General features: G+C 60.5%; 12 protein-coding genes. 7 read left to right on the top strand and 5 right to left on the bottom strand.

Going from position 1 to position 18918, the window contains the following annotated elements; all coding sequences use genetic code 11:
* Positions 1-19 precede the first annotated feature (19 nt).
* On the bottom strand, positions 20-1528 hold the full coding sequence (locus C7378_RS07175) for a sialidase family protein (RefSeq protein ID WP_131994002.1): 1509 nt from the start codon (positions 1526-1528) through the stop codon (positions 20-22).
* A 64-nt stretch (positions 1529-1592) separates the two neighbouring features.
* Positions 1593-2501: an NADP-dependent oxidoreductase gene (locus C7378_RS07170; RefSeq protein WP_131993999.1), complete on the bottom strand. Its 909-nt coding sequence runs from the start codon at positions 2499-2501 to the stop codon at positions 1593-1595.
* Positions 2502-2588: 87 nt separating this feature from the next.
* Here C7378_RS07170 and carA point away from each other — a divergent pair, with 87 nt between their 5' ends.
* The 6 genes from carA to C7378_RS07140 all read left to right on the top strand — a co-directional run bounded on the left by carA (position 2589) and on the right by C7378_RS07140 (position 12165).
* A complete protein-coding gene (gene carA / locus C7378_RS07165; protein WP_131993996.1) occupies positions 2589-3716 on the top strand; it encodes a glutamine-hydrolyzing carbamoyl-phosphate synthase small subunit in 1128 nt (375 codons plus the stop codon).
* Positions 3717-3785: 69 nt separating this feature from the next.
* Entirely contained in the window at positions 3786-4952 is a 1167-nt protein-coding gene (locus C7378_RS07160) for a glycosyltransferase family 87 protein (protein ID WP_131993993.1), read from the top strand.
* A 36-nt stretch (positions 4953-4988) separates the two neighbouring features.
* Positions 4989-8267 (top strand): carbamoyl-phosphate synthase large subunit, encoded by a 3279-nt coding sequence (gene carB, locus C7378_RS07155; RefSeq protein ID WP_131993990.1) that lies wholly within the window; start codon positions 4989-4991, stop codon positions 8265-8267.
* Positions 8268-8277: 10 nt separating this feature from the next.
* Entirely contained in the window at positions 8278-10203 is a 1926-nt protein-coding gene (locus C7378_RS07150; protein ID WP_131993987.1) for a sensor histidine kinase, read from the top strand.
* Entirely contained in the window at positions 10196-10633 is a 438-nt protein-coding gene (locus tag C7378_RS07145) for a response regulator (protein ID WP_131993984.1), read from the top strand. Before C7378_RS07150 ends, C7378_RS07145 begins: the two co-directional genes overlap by 8 nt.
* Complete coding sequence (locus tag C7378_RS07140; protein WP_131993981.1) at positions 10612-12165, top strand: hybrid sensor histidine kinase/response regulator; 1554 nt, start codon at positions 10612-10614, stop codon at positions 12163-12165. The genes C7378_RS07145 and C7378_RS07140 overlap by 22 nt, the downstream gene beginning before the upstream one ends.
* A 33-nt stretch (positions 12166-12198) precedes the next feature.
* Here the strand turns inward: C7378_RS07140 and C7378_RS07135 are convergent, their stop codons facing one another.
* On the bottom strand, positions 12199-15030 hold the full coding sequence (locus tag C7378_RS07135; protein ID WP_207901367.1) for a PIG-L family deacetylase: 2832 nt from the start codon (positions 15028-15030) through the stop codon (positions 12199-12201).
* Positions 15031-15064: 34 nt separating this feature from the next.
* Here C7378_RS07135 and C7378_RS07130 point away from each other — a divergent pair, with 34 nt between their 5' ends.
* On the top strand, positions 15065-16441 hold the full coding sequence (locus C7378_RS07130; RefSeq protein ID WP_131993978.1) for an APC family permease: 1377 nt from the start codon (positions 15065-15067) through the stop codon (positions 16439-16441).
* A gap of 444 nt (positions 16442-16885) precedes the next feature.
* Here the strand turns inward: C7378_RS07130 and C7378_RS07125 are convergent, their stop codons facing one another.
* Positions 16886-17686, bottom strand: a complete 801-nt coding sequence (locus C7378_RS07125; protein ID WP_243648122.1) for a 2-keto-4-pentenoate hydratase — start codon at positions 17684-17686, stop codon at positions 16886-16888.
* A 166-nt stretch (positions 17687-17852) separates the two neighbouring features.
* Positions 17853-18545 (bottom strand): hypothetical protein, encoded by a 693-nt coding sequence (locus C7378_RS07120; protein WP_131993975.1) that lies wholly within the window; start codon positions 18543-18545, stop codon positions 17853-17855.
* Between the last annotated feature and the right edge of the window lie 373 nt (positions 18546-18918).

The following is an 18918-nucleotide window of genomic DNA, read 5'->3' as shown; positions in this document are numbered from 1 at the left end:
CTTGGCCAGCCTCCGCGCTTCACCTCCCGGCCGGAAACTCCGCAACGCCCACCCGGATGATCGTGTGGTTCCTCGCCGTCGGCTCCTCTTTCTTCTTCTCGCCGGACTTGTCCTGCGCCTGCTCCTTGGCCTGGTCCGGGGCCCGCTCCTTAGCCTTGTCCTGGCCTCGGTCCGGCGCTATCTTGGCAGCCGTCGCCTTCGCGGCAGGCCTGCCTCCAGTGGGAGTAGCATCCTCTGTCCACGCCCCGTAGACGCGGTTGTTATACGAGGCAATGCCGCTGTAGTCGCCCATGAACTCCTGATCATTCGCCACGAAAGGCTTCACGCTCCACGCATAGTTGTGGAAGCTCTTGCCCCCGTCCACTGACCGCGCCAGCGTGACAAACGTCTTGCGATTTTCCTGGTCTCCGCGCCGGTCGTAGAAGAGGATCGAGACAGCGCCGTTCACCGGATCGACCGTGAGCCATTGGTAGAACTGATCGCTGCCGTCATGCACCGGATCGTCGTTCACGCGCACCGGCTCGCTCCATGTCCGGCCGCCGTTCTCTGATCGGGCGCAGAAGACATCGATATCGCCATTGCGGTAGTCGCTCCACGTCACATACAGGTGTGCATGCTTGTGGTCGCCGCTGCGCGGATCGACCGCGATCTGCGGGAATCCATTGGCCCGCTGAAAATCCTGAACCGCGAACATGATCGGCGCCGTGTGGAGAATATTGCGGACCCGTGAAAAGCTCTTGCCTCCGTCCCGCGAAATGGTGAACTGGATGTCATCGCCCTCGGACCACACCGCATAGAGCGTGCTGTCTGCGCCGACCGCGCCGTCAAAGCCCTCAAGCGCGCCATTGTCGTCGCGTGGAAGCCCCGGATGCTGGTCGATCTCCACCGGCGTCGTCCAGCTCTTGCCGTCGTCCGTCGACCGCGTGAAGACCATGCGCGAGTCCTTCAGCCCCCAGCGCGTCCACGCGATATAGAGGTTCCCGGCATAGGGCCCATGACTCGTATCCGCCACCACGTAAGGCTTGTCCTCCATCGGGACACCGGGCTGCTGCTGCTGTTCAGAGACCGTGACCGGGCTCGCCTCCCACGTCTTTCCGCCGTCCAGTGAGCGGCGCAGGTAGATGCCGTTCTTGTTGGTGGCGTGCCCCCAGTAGTTGAAAGTGCCCAGCTTGTTAAAGGCGATATAGCAGACGAAGGCATGCCCCTTACTGTCATAGGTCACGGAGACATCGCCGTTTACCTTGAAATCCGCGGGTGCGACATTCTTCGCATGCAGCCACGTAGCCCCCGCATCGGTCGAATAAGCGATATGGGTCGGCACCTGGTAGGCCACCACCACCTGCTGCGGATTCCCCGGGTTCACCGCCACCGATGGCTCGCTGAAATAGCCCGGCGCAGTCAGCGTAGTAATCTGCGCTCCGGGCGCTCGCGGCATCTCCGCCGCCGGTGTTTCCGCCCCGGCCGAGGCAGTGTAAAGGCAGGAGCACAGGGACAGGGCAGTGGCAGCAGCGATCGAGCGCATCGTCATTTGAACGTAATGATAAGTCGCCGCCGGAAAACCTGCAGCATCCTGCCCCTCTCGACTCCGTCCCTCACATCACCAGGATGATCTTGCCCTTGACCTTGTGCGCCTCCGCCAGCCGGTGCGCTTCCTCGATCTCCGACAGGCGCATCGTCTTTCCAATCGGGATCGTGAACTCACCCCGCGCGACCTCGTCTGCCAGCTCATACAGCCGCGAGGCATCAGGTTGCGCCATGAAGGCATGCACCTGCACATCGACGTCCTTCGCTCCCTGGGGCTCGCCGAGCACTGAGCCGAAAACTCCGCCCGCGCGCAGCGCCTTCAGCAGTCGCGAAGCCGTCGGGCCGCCCACCGTATCCGCAACTGCATCCAGATCGTGCAGGTGAACCGTCTCCGTCTCGTCATCGAGCGCGATCACCTGGTCCGCGCCCAGCACCGCTGCTTCCGCCTTCTCCGCCGACCGCACCCCGGCCAGCACGCGGCAGCCATGCTTGCGCGCCACATGCACAGCCGAGCGGCCCACGCCGCCCAGCGCGCCCGTCACCAGCACCGTCTGGCCCGGCTGCGGCTTCACCGCCCGCTCGATCAGTTGCGCCCCGGTCAGTGTCACCAGGGGCAGGGCAGCCGCCTGCTCAAAGCTCAGCGCCTCGGGAATCGGGGCGAGAACATCGGCCTTGGCCGTCGTGAACTCGGCATAGGTGCCGTTCGCGAGCCCCATCACCCGCATGCCCTTGGCAAAGCCGACGACGCTGCGCCCCGCCTGCACCACCTCTCCGGACAGGTCGCGGCCCAGGACGGCAGGCAGTTCGACCGGGATGCGCCCCTTCGCTGCGCCGCTGCGGATCTTGTAATCGACTGGATTCACGCTGGTCGCGTGCATGCGAACGAGAACTTCGTTGTCGCCGACAGGTGGCTGTTCGGCATCTTCATAGCGCAACTGGCTGGGGTCGCCATATTCATAGAGCACGACTGCCTTCATGGGAATATCCTCTCCCCGGTGTGATGCGCGCAGGCACAGGCCGCGCTTTCCTGTTAAACTCGATTGAATCCACTCAATGGAGACGCGATGCAGGCGATTCTTGCGCTCGAAGACGGGCGCATCTTCCGCGGCGAAGGCTACGGAGCCAAAGGCGAATGCTATGGCGAAGTTGTTTTCAATACATCCCTGACCGGCTACCAGGAAATTTTCACTGACCCGTCCTATGCAGGACAGATCGTTGTCCTTACCAATCCTCAGATCGGCAACTACGGCACCAACACTGCCGATAATGAAGCCATCAGACCATTTATCGAGGGCCTGGTCACTCGGGAATTTTCCCCGATCAGCTCCAACTGGCGCTCCGAGCAGGTAGCCGATGAATATCTCGAACGCTTCAATATCCCTGTCATCTCAGAGATAGACACACGCGCCCTGGTCCGCCATCTGCGCACCCATGGCGTCATGCGCGGCGTCATTTCCACCATCGAGAGTGACGTCGCCAAGCTCGTCGCCAAGGCCCGCGCCATCCGCAAGATGGACGGCACCGACCTGGCCAGCGTGGTCACCACCAAGGCCCGCTACGAGTGGGACAACGAAGCCCACAGCGAGCTGCTGCTCGCCGGCGAAGTTGCCGCTCCGCACCCCGACCTCCACGTTGTCGCCTACGACTACGGCATCAAGCACAACATCATGCGTATGCTCGCGCAGCAGGGCTGCCGGGTTACGGTTGTGCCCGCCCAGACCTCGGCTGAGGATGTTCTCGAGCTCAAGCCCGACGGCATCTTCCTCTCGAATGGCCCCGGCGATCCGGAGCCGGTCACCTACGCTCACGACAACATCCGCAGGCTCGCCGGCCGCAAGCCCATCTTCGGGATCTGCCTCGGCCATCAGTTGATCGGTCTCGCGCTCGGCGGCAAAACCTACAAGCTTAAATTCGGCCACCACGGCGGCAATCACCCGGTGAAGTGTACGGATACGGGCAAGGTCGAGATCACGGCTCACAATCACAACTTCGCCGTCGATCCGGATTCGCTCAAGGAGAGCGAAGTCGATCTCACCCACGTCGACCTGAACGACAACACGCTCGAAGGCCTGCGCCATAAGTCGATGCCGCTCTTCAGCGTGCAGTATCACCCGGAAGCCAGCCCGGGCCCGCACGATTCGCATTATCTCTTCAAGGATTTCCGCAGGATGATGGAAGGGTGGAAACGGTGAGCCGCATCTACTGCATGCCCTCAAGCTCTCTCTATTTGCACATAACTGGCAGATAAAACCCGAGCGCATATGACTAATAGAAAGAGAATTCTTTTAAATATATTGATAGTTTTATTGTTCCCTATAGCCGTAGGAAACATAATCCTCGCATTTCATCAAGGTCTGCAGCCAGCCAGGGGGCAGGATTTTCAATGGAGCGGGACTTTTATGGTCTTGCATCACATTGATCCCTGGAAGCAGGCGTTGACGGGCGATAAACAGCATCTGATTCTTCTAAATCAGGTGCCTAATTATCTCCACGAGACCTATCTGCTATTAGTGCCGTTTGGCTTGATGGGGTTTCATAAGGCTAGGATATTGTGGGCTGTTGTCAATTGCTCGATGTGCTTGATAAGCATGTTGATCCTTGGTTCGTATTTCAGGCTTGGATCCAGACTTACTCTTCTGCTGGCACTCATCTTTTTCTCGGGCTATCCTTTCCGTCAGTCGTTGGGCTACGGTCAACAAGACTTTTTCGAACTTCTTACTTTTTGTTGTGCATTTTGCCTTGCGCCGATAGCCGTGCGAGGAATTGCGCTTGGACTGTCTTATGTGAAATACAACTTTTCTCCTGTTTTTGTTTTCTACCTGCTGTTTAAAAAGAGTTGGAAGATAGTTCTGATCTCGATGATCCCCCCATTGTTAGGTCTTCTTGGTGTCTGGATTATGGTTAGAACACCGCTAGCTACCTTGATTGTTGAACCCTTCATGGTGAGCAGAAACGGTGTTGTAGTGACAGCAGCAGATGTTATGGCTCTAACAAGATGGCTTGCAGCCTATGTACTACCGTGGCACCAGGTGGAGATGCTTTCGTATCTGGCGGGTATCGTAGCAAGCGCTGTCTATAGTTTTCATCTTTCGAAGGCTAGATACCTATCCGACAGGGCTGTAGTAGCATGCTTAGCCACAGCGAGCATCGTTATGATGCGCCATGGATTCTATGACTTCATCTTTCTAGTAGTTCCACTCGCAAATATCAAAAACCTGACTCGAGAAAGCGCCAAAGTTGCTTCAGCCTTAATTTTCGGATTCTTCTGGTATGGGGCGCGCATATCGACGCTGATGTCCGTGAACGCGCGGATGGTTTTGGATATAGTGCTGATTGCAGCTCTTCTATATTTCATCGAATCAAATGACAGGCTCAAGGACAGCGGTTCTAAAGTTCCCGTGGAACAATTTCGGCCTTCGATACCTTGACCCGAATTTCGCAGTTATCAGGGAAAGTAGCAGACCATGCCACGCAGAAATGACATCACCAAGATCCTAGTGATCGGCTCCGGGCCGATCGTCATCGGGCAGTCCGCGGAGTTTGACTACTCCGGCACTCAGGCCTGCAAGGCGCTGCGCGCCGAGGGCTATGAGGTTGTGCTGGTCAACTCCAATCCGGCCACCATCATGACCGATCCGGAACTCGCCGACCGTACTTACGTCGAGCCGCTGACGCGCGAGTATCTCGAGCACATCATCCAGCTTGAGGTTGAGATGATGCACGGCGCGGGCAAGTTCGCCCTGCTGCCCACCGTTGGCGGCCAGACGGCCCTCAACCTTGCCGTCGATCTTGCCGACGCTGGAATCCTCGACAAGTACAACGTCGAGTTGATCGGCGCCAAGCTCGACGCCATCAAAAAGGCAGAAGACCGCCTGCTCTTCAAGGATGCGATGACCCGCATCGGCCTTGACATGCCGCACTCTGCGCTGGTCAATAACATCCGCGATGGTCTGGAGTTCGCCAGTAAGATCGGCTTCCCCGTCGTCATCCGTCCTTCCTTCACGCTCGGCGGCTCCGGCGGCGGCATCGCTTACAACCGTGAAGAGCTGATGGAGATTCTCGCGCGCGGCCTCGACCTTTCGCCAGTTCACGAGTGCCTGATTGAAGAGTCCGTGCTCGGCTGGAAAGAGTATGAGCTTGAAGTTGTTCGCGACCTCGCCGACAACGTCATCATCATCTGCTCCATTGAAAACATGGACCCCATGGGCGTCCACACCGGCGACTCCATCACCGTCGCCCCTGCGCAGACCCTCACCGATCGCGAGTACCAGGCGATGCGCGATGCGGCCATCCGCGTCATCCGCGAAATCGGCGTAGAGACGGGCGGCTCCAACGTGCAGTTCGCCGTCAATCCCGCAACCGGCCGCATGACCGTCATTGAGATGAATCCGCGCGTCTCGCGCTCCTCTGCGCTTGCGTCCAAGGCCACCGGATTTCCTATCGCCAAGATCGCCGCCAAGCTCGCCGTAGGCTACACGCTCGACGAGATTCCCAATGACATCACCCGGATGACGCCTGCCTGCTTCGAGCCGACCATCGACTACGTTGTCGTCAAGATTCCGAAGTGGCAGTTTGAAAAGTTTCCCGGCGCCGACGAGAACCTCGGCCCGCAGATGAAGTCGGTTGGCGAAGTGATGGCCATGGGCCGCACCTTCAAGGAAGCACTGATGAAAGCGCTGCGCTCCCTTGAAACAGGGAAGCGCGTAGGCGCAGAGGTGCTGGAGCCGCGCCGTCTCACCCAGCGTCTCGTCACCCCTCAGCCTGAGCGCATCAACTACATCCGCTTCGCCTTTCGCCGCGGCATGTCCGTTCGTGAAGTAGCGCGCATGACTTCGATGGACCCATGGTTCCTTTACCAGATCAAGGAGATCACCGACGCTCTAGGCGTACTCGCTGACACCCCCATGGAGAATGTGTCACCGGAGCTGTTACGAAAAGCCAAGCGCATGGGCATCTCCGACGAGCGCCTCGCGGACATCTGGGCAATGCCCGGCGCAGACGGAGTAGCGCAGGTCCGCAAGCTCCGCCATCAGCACGGTCTGCGGCCTGTCTTCAAACTGGTTGACACCTGCGCGGCGGAGTTCGAGAGCAAGACGCCCTACCTCTACTCCACCTATGACGAAGAAGACGAGGCTGCGCCAACCAGCAAGCGCAAGGTCATCATTCTCGGCAGCGGTCCCAACCGCATCGGGCAGGGAATCGAGTTCGATTACTGCTGCTGCCATGCCGCCTTCGCCCTCAAAGATGCAGGCTATGAAACCATCATGGTCAACTGCAACCCGGAGACGGTTTCGACGGATTACGACACCAGCGACCGGCTTTACTTCGAGCCGTTGACTCTTGAAGATGTCCTCGCCGTCTATGAGCACGAGGCTTCGAGCGGTGCGGAAATCGGCATGATCGTGCAGTTTGGCGGCCAGACTCCGCTCAACCTCGCGCTCCGCCTCAAGGCCGCCGGTGTACCGATTCTCGGCACCTCGCCCGAGTCCATCGACCTCGCTGAAGATCGCAAGCGATTCGGCAAGCTGATTGAAGAGCTGAATATCCCGCAGCCCCCCGGCGCCATGGCCACCAGTGTCGAAGAAGCGCTCGCTGGCGCCGAGCGCATCGGCTATCCGGTGCTCGTGCGGCCTTCGTATGTGCTGGGCGGTCGCGCCATGGTCATTGCCTACGATGCTGAGGCGATCTCGCGCTACATGAAAGAGGCCGTCGAGTACTCGCAGGAGCGCCCGGTCCTCATCGACCACTTCCTCGAAGACGCAGTTGAGGTGGACGTCGACGCGCTTTGCGATGCCAATGACGTCGTCATCGCCGGCATCATGCAGCATATTGAAGAGGCCGGCATCCATTCCGGCGACTCTTCCTGCGTGCTGCCGCCAGTCGATCTCTCCCCGTCTGTCATCGCCACCCTGCGCGACTATACAAAGAAGCTCGCCCGCGCGCTCAACGTCATCGGCCTGGTCAACCTCCAGTTCGCCATTCAGCGGGACAAGGTTTACGTCATCGAGGTCAACCCCCGTGCCTCGCGAACCGTGCCCTATGTCTCGAAGGCAACCGGCGTGCCGCTCGCAAAGATCGCCTCGCTCCTCATGGCCGGATCCCGGCTGCGCGATCTTCTCCCGCAGCAGGTGGCCTCCGGGTCTGACCTTGAGACCGGCACGCACTACTTCGTCAAGTCGCCCGTCTTCCCCTGGAACAAGTTCCCCGGCGTAGACACCGTGCTCGGCCCGGAGATGAAGTCGACCGGCGAAGTCATGGGCGTGGCTGACAACTTCGGCGAGGCCTTCGCTAAGGCGCAGCTCGCCGCCGGTCTTCGTCTGCCGCTGCACGGAACGGTCTTCTTCAGCGTCAACGATCGCGACAAGGTGCAGCTCGTTCCGTTGGTCAGGCAGTATGTCGAGCTCGGCTTCCAGATCGTCGCTACTGAAGGCACCGCCAACATCCTTGAGCGCGACGGCATCGTCGTCGAGCGCGTCTTCAAGGTCAAGGAAGGCCGCCCGAACATCGTCGACCTCATCAAGGGCGAGCGCATCAACCTCATCATCAACACGCCCCACGGCCAGGACACCTTCTTCGACGAGAAGGCCATCCGCCGCGCAGCGGTGCAGCAGCGCATCCCCACCATCACCACCATCGCAGCGGCGCGGGCCGCGGCTGAGGGCATCCAGGCGCTGCAGCGTGAGCAGATTACCGTGTACGCTCTGCAACATCTGCATCAAAGGAGCATGAGCGTAGAGCGCTAGCCGCTGCCCCATGAGATTGCGCACAACCCGATCCCTCATCACCGTGCTGCTGATCCTCGCGATCATCGTTGTCTCGATGAACGCGGGGCTCGCCCTCCGCTCCATCCAGGTGCTGGGGCAGACCGAGGCCATGGTCGTTCACACCTGGCAGGTGATCGGTTCCATCGGGCGCGTGCTCGGTTCCATGCGCGATATGGACGCCGGGGAGCGAGGCTATCTGCTCACCGGCGACCAGGCATACCTTGAGCCCTACACGCATGCCGCTTCCATCCTGCCGCAGCAGATCGCCACGCTTAAGAGCCTGACAGCCGACAATCCTCTCGAGCAGCAGCGGGTTGCGCAGATGCAAGTCCTGGTCTCCCGGCGCATCGCCTTTCTCCAGGCCGGCATCGAGGCGCGGCAGCGCAACTTGTCAGACAACGCCCGCCTGCTCGAAGGCCAGGGCACCGGCAAGGCGGAGATGGATCAGGTCGTCGCGCTGACTGACAAGATGCAGGCGACCGAGCAGCAGCTTCTCACCCAGCGTCTCGTCTCCTCTTCGGCCGCACGTCAGCGCGCACGCTTCACCGCTATCCTTGCCAGCTTCATTGATCTGGTGCTCATTGTCCTGCTCTTTGCCACGCTCTCGCGCGAGCGCAGGCAGCGCATGGTCGCAGATGACAATGCCGAGCGCCTGCGGCAACTCCAGTCCATCAGCGACATCGGCCTCACCCAGCTCACGCTCCCCGAGCTCACCTCAGAGCTGCTCGATCGCCTCCGTTCCACCATTCATGCCGATGCAGCGGTCCTCTGCATGTGGCGTCGTAATGAGCTTGAAGAGGAGGAGCTTGAGGTCGTCGCCGCCAGCGGCACAGCCGCGAAGATAGGCAGACGTCTCCGGCTCAGCGAAGACGATCCCATCGTCGTCGCCGCCCGGCTCAACAAGGTCACGGCCTTCACTGACAACAGCACCCAGACCATCCCGCTTGAGAGCCTGCGCCGGGACATGCGCGCGCTGCTGGTCATCCCCCTCACCATCTCCGGCCGCGTGGTGGGGACCCTGCTCGCCGGCCGCAAAACCGCGGACGCTTTCTATGATCGCGATGAGGATCTGCTGGCCATCGCCGCCGACCGCATCGCCATGTCGCTCGACCGCGCCAACGCCTACGAGGCCGAGCGCGAAGCCCGCCGCATGGCCGAGGCCAGCGCCCTTGAGGTGCAGCGGCTCAATGAGGAACTGGAGAACCGCGTCCTGCAGCGCACCGCCGAGCTTGAGGCCACCAACCGCGAGCTTGAGGCCTTCAGCTACTCCGTCTCCCACGATCTCCGCGCCCCCCTACGCAGCGTCGATGGCTTCAGCGTGGCCCTTGAAGAGGACTATGGTGAGCTGCTCGACGGCCCCGCTCGCGATTTCCTGCGGCGTATCCGGACCGGCGTGCAGAAGATGGGAACCCTCATCGACTCGCTGCTGCAGCTCTCGCGCATCACCCGTGCGGACCTCAACCGCGAGCACGTCAACATCACTGAACTCGCAGCCGAGGTCGCCGCTGAGCTCCAGCACCAGAACCGCGACAGGAAGATCACCTTCAACATCGAGCCCGGTCTTGAGGCCGAGGCAGACCCGCGGCTGCTGCGCGTAGCCCTTGAAAATCTCCTCGGTAACGCCGTAAAGTTTACCTCCAGGCGCGAAGAAGCCATCATCGAGCTGGGACGCGATCAGGAAACGGGTGAATACTTCCTTCGTGACAACGGTGCGGGGTTTGATATGCAATATGCCGGAAAGCTGTTTACAGCCTTTCAGCGGCTGCATGGAGACAAGGATTTTGCCGGCTCCGGCATTGGCCTCGCAACCGTCGCCCGCGTCATTCGCAGGCATCATGGCTCCATCCGGGCCGAGGGGGAGATTGGCGTCGGCGCAACTTTTCGGTTTACGTTAGGATTAGGAGACTATGGCTGAGAATCAACGAGTTATCCTTCTCGTCGAAGACGATCCGGATCATGAAGTGCTTACTATCCGTGCACTACGCAAATCGAATATCGTGAACGAAATCAAGGTCGCCCATGATGGCGAAGAAGCGATAGCGATGCTCTTCGGCGATGGCGAAAACGCGATCCCCACCCCGCAGGTCATTCTCCTTGATCTCAAGCTGCCGAAGATTGAAGGGCTCGAGGTTTTGCGCCGCATCCGCGAGAGCGAGAAGACCCGCATGCTGCCGGTCGTCATTCTCACTTCCTCTGACGAAGAGAGCGACATCGTGCGCAGCTACAAGCTCGGGGTAAACAGTTATATCCGCAAGCCCGTTAACTTCAGCGAGTTTGCAGAAGCGACGCGCCAACTCGGAATGTACTGGCTGGTTCTTAACGAATGTCCGCCCAACAGCAACTGAATGCCAAGCCGCTGACTGTCCTTCTTGTCGAGGACAACGAAGAGGATGCCCTTCTTCTCGAACGGTATCTTCGCCGGGCGGCGCTGGCTCCGGAGATTACCCGGGTTGAGACGACGGAAGAAATGGCCGCAGCTCTCAACAGTCGCGGCGAGGGCTGGGACATCGTACTGGCCGACTACAATCTGCCTTCCTTCAGCGCCCCAGCGGCGCTGGAGATGCTGCAGACCAGCGGCTTCGATATCCCCTTCATCATGATGTCGGGCGCCGTCAGCGAAGAGACCGCAGTCGCGGCCATGCGCGCCGGCGCTCAGGATTACGTCACCAAGCAGAACCTCGCCCGCCTCGTCCCGGCTATTGAACGTGAAGTGGCTGAGGCTGCCGGCAGACGCAGAAAGCGCGTTGCCGAGCAGGCACTCCGCCAGAGCGAGCAGCGCTTTCACCGTCTGGTTGAGGCGATGCCGCTGGCCCTCTTTATCTGCGACTCCAGGGGGCGCATCATCTACGTCAATGACGGCTTCGAATCTCTTCTCGGGTTTTCGAGGATGGATGTCGAGGCTGGCGCTCTTACCCTGGAGCGCATTCTCGAGGGCTCTCCCGAGTCAGCTATGCCGCTGCTGAAGATGTGGTCCCAGTCGGGAACCACGACCTTCGAGATCGAGTGCTCCACCAAAGGCAGAGAGACTGTCCCGGTGCTCATCGGTGCATCCGTACTCAATCCCGAGCTGCCCCTGGAGCAGCGGCAGATTGCCGCCTTCCTCGCCGACCTCACCGAGCAGAAGCACAGCCATGAAGTCCTGCGCCGCACCGAGAAGCTGGCCGCCGCCGGCAGGCTCGCTGCCTCCATCGCTCACGAGATCAATAACCCCCTCGAAGCCGTCACCAACTGCATGTATCTGCTCTCCAAGGGCAATCTCGATGAGTCTGCCCGCACTTATCTTGAGCTTGCGCAGAGCGAACTTGATCGGGTCACGCACATCACCACGCAGACCCTGCGCTTCTATCGTCAGAGCACGCGGCCGGTGGAGACCGACGTTCATGAGCTTTTGGAGACGGTGTTGGCGCTCTACGATGCCCGCCTCCGCTCTCATTCCATCAAGGTCACCAGGCAGTTTCATGAGGTCCCGCTCATCATCGCCTACGATGGCGAGGTGCGTCAGGTTCTCGCCAACCTCGTCGGCAATTCGCTCGATGCCATGCAGCAGAGCGGGGGCAGGCTGCTGTTACGCATCTCCCGCGCCCGCGATTGGAAGACTGGCGAGCCGGGCGTCTCCGTTACTGTCGCCGATACAGGCCCAGGAATGGACAGCTACACCCTCGGGCGCATCTACGAGCCGTTTTTCTCGACGAAGGGAATTACCGGCACAGGTCTCGGACTATGGGTGAGCTATGAAATCGTGCGGAAGCATCACGGCAGCCTCCGCGTCAGAACCAGGCAGGGCGTCTCCAGCGGAACCGTCTTCCGCCTGTTCATGCCGCTGCTCCCTCTGGCCCTGTCCTCCAGGAGCGAAGATTCGCTCCCTGCCTCAGCATAGAAGCATCGTCTCACCTGCTGCCGCTTCGCGATCTTATTTCCCCGCACTCACCAGGTTGGCAAAGATTCGGTAAGCCCCCGGCACTGCTTCCGGCAGCTGGCGATAGAGCGCATACGCCACATACACATAGGTTCCTTTGCCATACTTCGCATACAGCAGCCCGCCGCGCTGCGGGTCCTGCCCCGGATCATGCGTCTCCGTCAGCGCCTTGTAGTTGCTGTCCCACGAAGTCATGAAGGAGTGGCCGCGTTCCTCCACCCAGCCATTGAAGTCGGCACTCGTAATGTGGTTCGGCGCGGTCAGCAGGGGATTGCTCGCATCCAGAATCGTAACCGGGTCGCTCTCATCGACAACCTTTTCCGGCGAGCGTCCCAGCGTGTACGGGTAGGGTCCGAGATCCTGGTTGAATTCGTCTCTCTCATACTGCACCACCAGGTTGCCGCCGTTCTTCACATAGTCCAGCAGCCGCTGGTTGTTCGCGGTCAGCTCAGGCCGCGCCGCATAGGCGCGGATCCCCAGCACGATCGTCGTGTACTGGCTGAGGTCTCCCGTTGCGATCTCGTCTGCGGTCAGCAGGTGGGCATCGACGCCGATGTTCCTGAGCGCCTCCGGCACCTCATCCCCGGTTCCCATGATGTAGCCGACCTTGATGCCGGGCGCAACCTTCACATCCACGCCGCGCGTTCTGTAGGTCGCCGGATGGTAGAGGTTATAAGGCCGCAGCCCGGGGTAGCCTACTGTTTCAAAGCCTTCGCTGAACTCTTCATTCCCGCTCCGCGCAACCGCCCGCAGCTTGTAGCTCTCCTGCCCCAGGTTTGCAGGACGCACCGTAAAGGCGACCTCGGCCTTTTCGCCCGCAGCCAGGTGGAAGTGGTCAACAGCAGGCTCACTCGTCCAGCCCTGCGGCAGTTGCAGTTGCAGATCGCCGGTGGCGTTGTCCTGCTGCTCGTTGGCAATCTTTACCGTCAGTGGAAAGCTGCTGCTGCCCAGCGGCGTCACCCCTGCGCCGGGGCTTATCGTCACCGAGAGCTGCGGCGTCACCACCAGGGGTTGAAACACCGCGCCCGGCCCGTGAACCCAGTGCATCGTCTGCGCCACCTGCCCAATCCTCACCGGCACGCCGTCATAGTCGAACTCCGCCCATCCCGCCACGGGATACGGAGCAAACGGCCGGTTCAGCCAGCGCGGATCATCCAAGTGGTAGTACGGCTGGGCAATATCCTTGCGGCTGAAATACGGTTTCGTCGCCGCTGCGCTGCGGGGCACTTCCACCCGAAAGACAATGTCTGTAACCGCGCCGGTTACGTTCTCCATTCCCGGTGCGCCGATCCGCTCCACCGGCCACTTTTCGCTCGCCGGAGTTTCCAGCCACGTGCGCGTCAGCCGCAGCTTTGTCCCCGGTCCCCATCCGCCCGCTGCCGTCACATGTAGCCGCAGGTCAAACGCCGCCCCCGGCGTTACGTTGGGGGGCGTCGCCTCAGCGCTGTTGCCGAAGCTCGAAGGGTGGTCAGACTTGGTGCGCGGCGTCACCAGCGCGTTCACCTGCAGTCCCAGCACCTGCGCCAGCGCCGTGTTGAACTGCACCAGCTTGATTCCCAGCTCATGATCGAGGTTCGCCTTGTCCTCGGCGTTCAGCGTGCTGGCGTTGACCGCGTCCATCAGCGCCTTCGTCTTCATGTAGCCGTCGTGCAGGTCCGGCAGCAGCTTCTGCGGCTCTGATGGCGTATACATCAGCATGGCGTGCGTCACATTCTGGTTGATGCCATGCAGTCCCGCTTTCAGGAAAGGCGCATCTCCGTGCGCCAGCGTAGCAATCCCCTCAAGCGACGTATCGATCCCGTCAAAGAACGACTGCTCATGCTCAGCCGCCGGCGCCAGCGAGCCGTAGCGGTGATAGCTGACATCCATCGGTCCCGGCAGCGGCGGATTCCCCCCGCCATTCTGCGACTTCTGCAGCGCCCATCCTTGGCGGGCGATCTGCAGGTAGGACTGCCCGAGAATCGGATCGAGATTGCCCTCGGGAATCTCGACATTCGTCTCCGGGGTCGTCGTCGTCCACTGCTTCGTCAGGTAGTTGTAGAAGCGCATCGGCGACCACTTGTCCGTCGCATAGTCGTAGATCTGGTTCCTGTGCATACCCGTGCTGCTGAAGAAAAATCCCGGCACGCGTTCATACACCTTCACCGGGCACCACGGCAGCAGCCCCGCCGCGATCTGGTCCGGAAAGACCTTCGGATCGCACGCCGCCTTGAAGACCTCCTGCGCCATCGCCCCGGCGACCTGGTGGTGACCGTGCCCATCCGTGATGTTGCCCGTAAACACTGAGGTGAGCACCAGTGGGCGGTTCAGCCGCACCGCGCGCACCACGTCGTAGAGCACGCGGTCGTGGCCCCACTGCTGAAAGGCCTCGTCGATCGTCTTTGAAAACCCGTAGTCCGCCACTCGCGACCAGTACTGCTCCGTACCCGTGTACTGGTCGGCCAGCAGCAGTTCATTCGTGCGAATCAGCCCCAGCGCATCATACGTCTCGCTGCCCATTGCATCCTGACCGCCTTCGCCGCGCGTCAGCGTCATCAGCGCCGTTCGCGCACCCATCCCGCGCGACTCCAGCGCCATCATGCCGCCGTCTTCGTCATCCGGGTGAGCCGTAATCATCATCAGGCTGGCCCGCGTGTGCAGCTTCTTGAGCGTCTGCCAAAGCCCATCCGCGCCCCGGTCAACGGGCAGCGTAGTGGAGTCGGCAGTAGCGGCAATGCTTGTCTGCCACGGCGTCACCTGTTGAGCGTTGGCGCTCATCAGGGCGGCCAGGGCCGAGAGCGCCGCAATCCGGCGTAGCGATGTGTGTGTGCGAGCGATGGACACCATTCGCTTCAGTGTACAATCCACGCTACCAGCGCACATGTCTACCGAACTCACAAAGCCCAGCCTTGAGCGCCGCGTAGGCCTGGGCAACGCCATCTCGCTGAACATGATCAACATGATCGGCGTCGGGCCGTTTATCACCCTGCCGCTGGTCATCGGAGCCATGGGCGGCCCGCAGGCCATGCTCGGCTGGATCCTCGGCGCGCTCATCGCCGTCTGCGACGGCCTCGTCTGGGCCGAGCTTGGCGCCGCCATGCCCGAGGCCGGCGGTTCCTACGCCTTCCTCCGCGAAATCTACGGCCGCGACGGCGCGGGCCGTTACGCCTCGTTCCTCTACATCTGGCAGCTCAGCTTCAGCGCCCCGCTCTCCATCGCTTCCGGCTGCATCGGCTTCGCCCAATATGCGCTCTTCCTCTTTCCGCAGCTCGGCGCCGTGGTCATCAGTGGCCACTCGCTGCGCTACACCAGCCTCGTCGCTGCGGCCGTATGCCTCTTCGTCGTCGCGCTGCTCTACCGCAACCTCAAGCAGATCACGCGCCTCGGATGGGTGCTCTGGGGCGGCGTTCTGCTCACCATCAACGCAGTCATCTTCGCCGGCTTCAGCCACTTTCACCCCGCGCTGCTCCATCTCGCGCCGCACGCCTTTTCCCCGGGCGTCGCCTTCTTTCAGGGCCTCGGCAGCGCCACCCTCATCGCCACTTACGATTACTGGGGCTACTACGCCGTCTGCTTCATCGGGGGAGAAGTCCGCCAGCCCGGCAAAACCATCCCTCGCGCCGTGCTCTTTTCCATCGCCATCGTTGCCACGCTCTATCTCGCCATGAACATCAGCGTCCTCGGCGTCATCCCCACCCATGAAATGGGTTCGCTCGCCGTCGTCGCGCAACTCATGCAGCGCACCTGGGGCGCCCGCGCCGCTATGGTCATGTCCGCCCTTGTCATGTGGACAGCGCTTGCGTCCGTCTTCTCCCTGCTGCTTGCCTACTCGCGCGTGCCCTACGCCGCCGCCCTCGACGGCAACTACTTCCGCATCTTCGCGCGCCTCCACCCCCGGCATAAAATCCCCCACCTCTCGCTGCTGGTCCTTGGCGCCGTCTCGGCCGTCTTCTGTCTCTTTGATCTGGCGAGCGTCATCGCCGCACTTGTGGTCATCCGCATCGTCCTGCAATACGTGCTGCAGCAGGTGGGCGTCATCCTCCTGCGCCTCCGCAAGCCGGAGATGCCGCGCCCCTTCAAAATGTGGCTCTACCCTCTGCCGCCCCTGCTCGCGCTCTGCGGATTTATCTTCATCCTCTTCTCACGTCACAACGCCCTGCGCGAATTCAGCTACGCCATCGCCGTAGCCGCAGCAGGCACGGTTGTCTATATGTGGCGCGCCATCCCGCGCAGAGAGTGGCCCTTCGGGCGTAGATAATGAGGGTGCCCCACATCTCGCTTTTGGGGTGCGGGTTTCCGGCGGTGCCAAATATCTTGATCCCCAAAACATTTCTCGGAAATAAGAGTTTCGGTCTCTCAACCCTGTTATCCCCAAAAGAAAATCGGCGATAGCATGCTGTCATGACGAAGGGTCTAACTCGTTACCAGAAATCCGGGAACCTCCACTTTGTGACCTTCAGTTGTTACCGGTCGACAAACTCATGTACATGCACCGCAACCCCCAGCTCGCGGGTTAGTCGAGAAGCCAGAGCAATGGCCCTGGTCTAGTTTCCGGCACTATCGATCGGGTCAAATAGGCGTGGTACAAGTCGAGTCACACTGGACAAACACGAAAGTAAATAAGGATTGAAACCCACATCTCACAATCGAGATGTGGGCATCCTCAGGTATCGGGAAGGGAAATTGAGATCTTGTTTCCCCACTACTCAAACCAGATCCCAATCTCTCCAAAATGCGAAAACCGCACCGTCACGCTCGACCCCTGGTTCGCCAGCGCCTTGCCTGACCAGCTTCCCGTTGTAATCCAGTCTCCGGCGTTCAGTCCGCCTGTGCGCTCCTGCCCCTGGTTCGCCAGCCAGGTCACCAGCCGCAGCAGGTCGGTTCCCGCCGTGTTCGTCGCCGTCCCCTCAAAGCGCACCGCTCCGTCGATGCTCACCGTAACCTGCTCCTGCGTCAGGTCCGCATTCTTCCAGTCTGCATACGCCGCCCCATAGACAAAGCCGCCGTTCATCTGCAGGTCGCCGATCATCGACAGCCTGTCCACCTTGTCCGGGTCCACGTAGGCTGACTCCAGCAGCTCGATCGCCGGGTGCGCGCTTGCAATCGCCGCCACCACTTCCTCCCGCGTATAGGCCTCCGCGCGCACCGGCAGGTCGCTGCCGAGTCTGAAGGCGATCTCCGCCTCCACCCCGCGCATGCGCCGCATATGCTTGGAGATCTTCTGGCCAGTCTCCGCGTAGCCGCCCAGCAGCGGCATCGGTCCGTAGAGCGGCGTAGCGTCCGGCGCCGGCGCGCCCACCTTCCATCCGCCAATCGGCTCCATCGCCAGCCCCATGATGTCCTGGATCGCATAGGCTTCCTCGAGCGTATGCGGTCTCAGCCCGACGGGCAGCTCGGGGAACGGCGTCCCATTGCGCCGCGCCCTCAGCAGTAGCTCAGCGGCCGACCGCATCCGGTCGTTTTCCATTGCAGAAATCCTGTGCTGCCTTACACTTGTAGCCATCGCGCACCTCTTCCTTCTCTTTGGGATGTATGTTGAGCGTCGGCGGTGGTTTACCGCTTTGGCGTAATCAATCCTAACCGGAGCGGCAGTGTCCTAAGAGTGCGCTGCTGGGCATAAATGAGAAATCCGCTCCGAAGAGCGGCCTCTCGAATCTATACTCCAATTATCAGCTTGCTTCATCGTCGAACGATTCTTCAAGGAATTCGATCTGCTTCTTGAGGCGTCCAATATCCGCCTTTGTGAACTCTCCGGTTAGAACCAATTGAGCATTCACGCCACGAGGGACAGACAGGGGCCAAGTCCACGCACCGGGGATCCGCTGAGCAAGGGAAGGAATAGAAGCCGGAATAGAAACGGCTGCGGTGCTCATGGTTTGTTGATCCTCTACTGCCCCAATATACTCCGCCTCCTGACCCGAAACAAACTCTGAATTGGCTTTATAGACGCGAATAACATCTTGTGCTGATTCCTCGGAAAATCCTTTTGTGACGAGAATATGCTTGAGATTGCCCTCACTGGGGAGCGCTTCTCCAAACTGGCTGTTCAATTCTGCGAATAGCGTGGGCTTGTAGATCATGCGCTTTATCGCCTCACGCTTCTCTGCGCCTTCATCTCGCACAAAGTAAGCCACAGCATCATCGGTGACGCGAAGTGCATCCCCTGACCCTTCAAGAATCCCATACTGGCGCAATGCGCCGATTAGGGTTAGAGAGCGACCATTGAGGCCCGAATAACCGAGGTCTTCAGCTACCACCGCCCTTGCAGCGGGATGCTGGCGCTCTTTGGTGTATACCTTGCGCCCCTTCTCCGCAGCATCTTGAAACGTGATCTGGGGGCAGTTGGGACTGCGATGTGCCATAAACTCACCTCATACAAATAATACCCCGTATCCTCCGCGATTGCGAGGGGTTAAATTATTCACATTATTCGCTTGTGTTCTGGCGTTAGCAGGGTTATCTTTAATACATCAAAGGCCGAATCTCAGAGTGGAGTCTGAAACCCGGCCTAGAAAGGAGGATGAGAGCAATGCGCAAAATTACTTTCACCATCGTCTTGAACGATGGAACCACCGTGGACATCACGGTGACGCCACCATAGCTGTTTTCTAACTTTGAGGCGCTCCGCCCCGGCTGGAACCGGGAACGGAGCTAATCCAAGCCGGGACTAGCCCAGACTCAGACGCCAATCACAGTTTGAGGCTTTTCCCCCAAAAAAACAAGGAAAAGCCTTAT

The organism is Acidipila rosea (assembly GCF_004339725.1).
Classification (GTDB): Bacteria; Acidobacteriota; Terriglobia; order Terriglobales; family Acidobacteriaceae; genus Acidipila; species Acidipila rosea.
The sequence above is the reverse complement of the archived record's forward strand: the minus strand, read 5'-3'. Positions and strand labels throughout refer to the sequence as shown.

Excerpts from the sequence above, each read along its gene's own strand:
- C7378_RS07145 (WP_131993984.1), top strand. The coding sequence starts at position 10,196 with ATGGCTGAGAATCAACGAGTTATCCTTCTCGTCGAAGACGATCCGGAT.
- C7378_RS07140 (WP_131993981.1), top strand. The coding sequence starts at position 10,612 with ATGTCCGCCCAACAGCAACTGAATGCCAAGCCGCTGACTGTCCTTCTT.
- C7378_RS07160 (WP_131993993.1), top strand. The coding sequence starts at position 3,786 with ATGACTAATAGAAAGAGAATTCTTTTAAATATATTGATAGTTTTATTG.
- C7378_RS07170 (WP_131993999.1), bottom strand. The coding sequence starts at position 2,501 with ATGAAGGCAGTCGTGCTCTATGAATATGGCGACCCCAGCCAGTTGCGC.
- C7378_RS07150 (WP_131993987.1), top strand. The coding sequence starts at position 8,278 with ATGAGATTGCGCACAACCCGATCCCTCATCACCGTGCTGCTGATCCTC.
- carB (WP_131993990.1), top strand. The coding sequence starts at position 4,989 with ATGCCACGCAGAAATGACATCACCAAGATCCTAGTGATCGGCTCCGGG.
- carA (WP_131993996.1), top strand. The coding sequence starts at position 2,589 with ATGCAGGCGATTCTTGCGCTCGAAGACGGGCGCATCTTCCGCGGCGAA.
- C7378_RS07120 (WP_131993975.1), bottom strand. The coding sequence starts at position 18,545 with ATGGCACATCGCAGTCCCAACTGCCCCCAGATCACGTTTCAAGATGCT.
- C7378_RS07175 (WP_131994002.1), bottom strand. The coding sequence starts at position 1,528 with ATGACGATGCGCTCGATCGCTGCTGCCACTGCCCTGTCCCTGTGCTCC.
- C7378_RS07130 (WP_131993978.1), top strand. The coding sequence starts at position 15,065 with ATGTCTACCGAACTCACAAAGCCCAGCCTTGAGCGCCGCGTAGGCCTG.
- C7378_RS07135 (WP_207901367.1), bottom strand. The coding sequence starts at position 15,030 with ATGGTGTCCATCGCTCGCACACACACATCGCTACGCCGGATTGCGGCG.
- C7378_RS07125 (WP_243648122.1), bottom strand. The coding sequence starts at position 17,686 with ATGGCTACAAGTGTAAGGCAGCACAGGATTTCTGCAATGGAAAACGAC.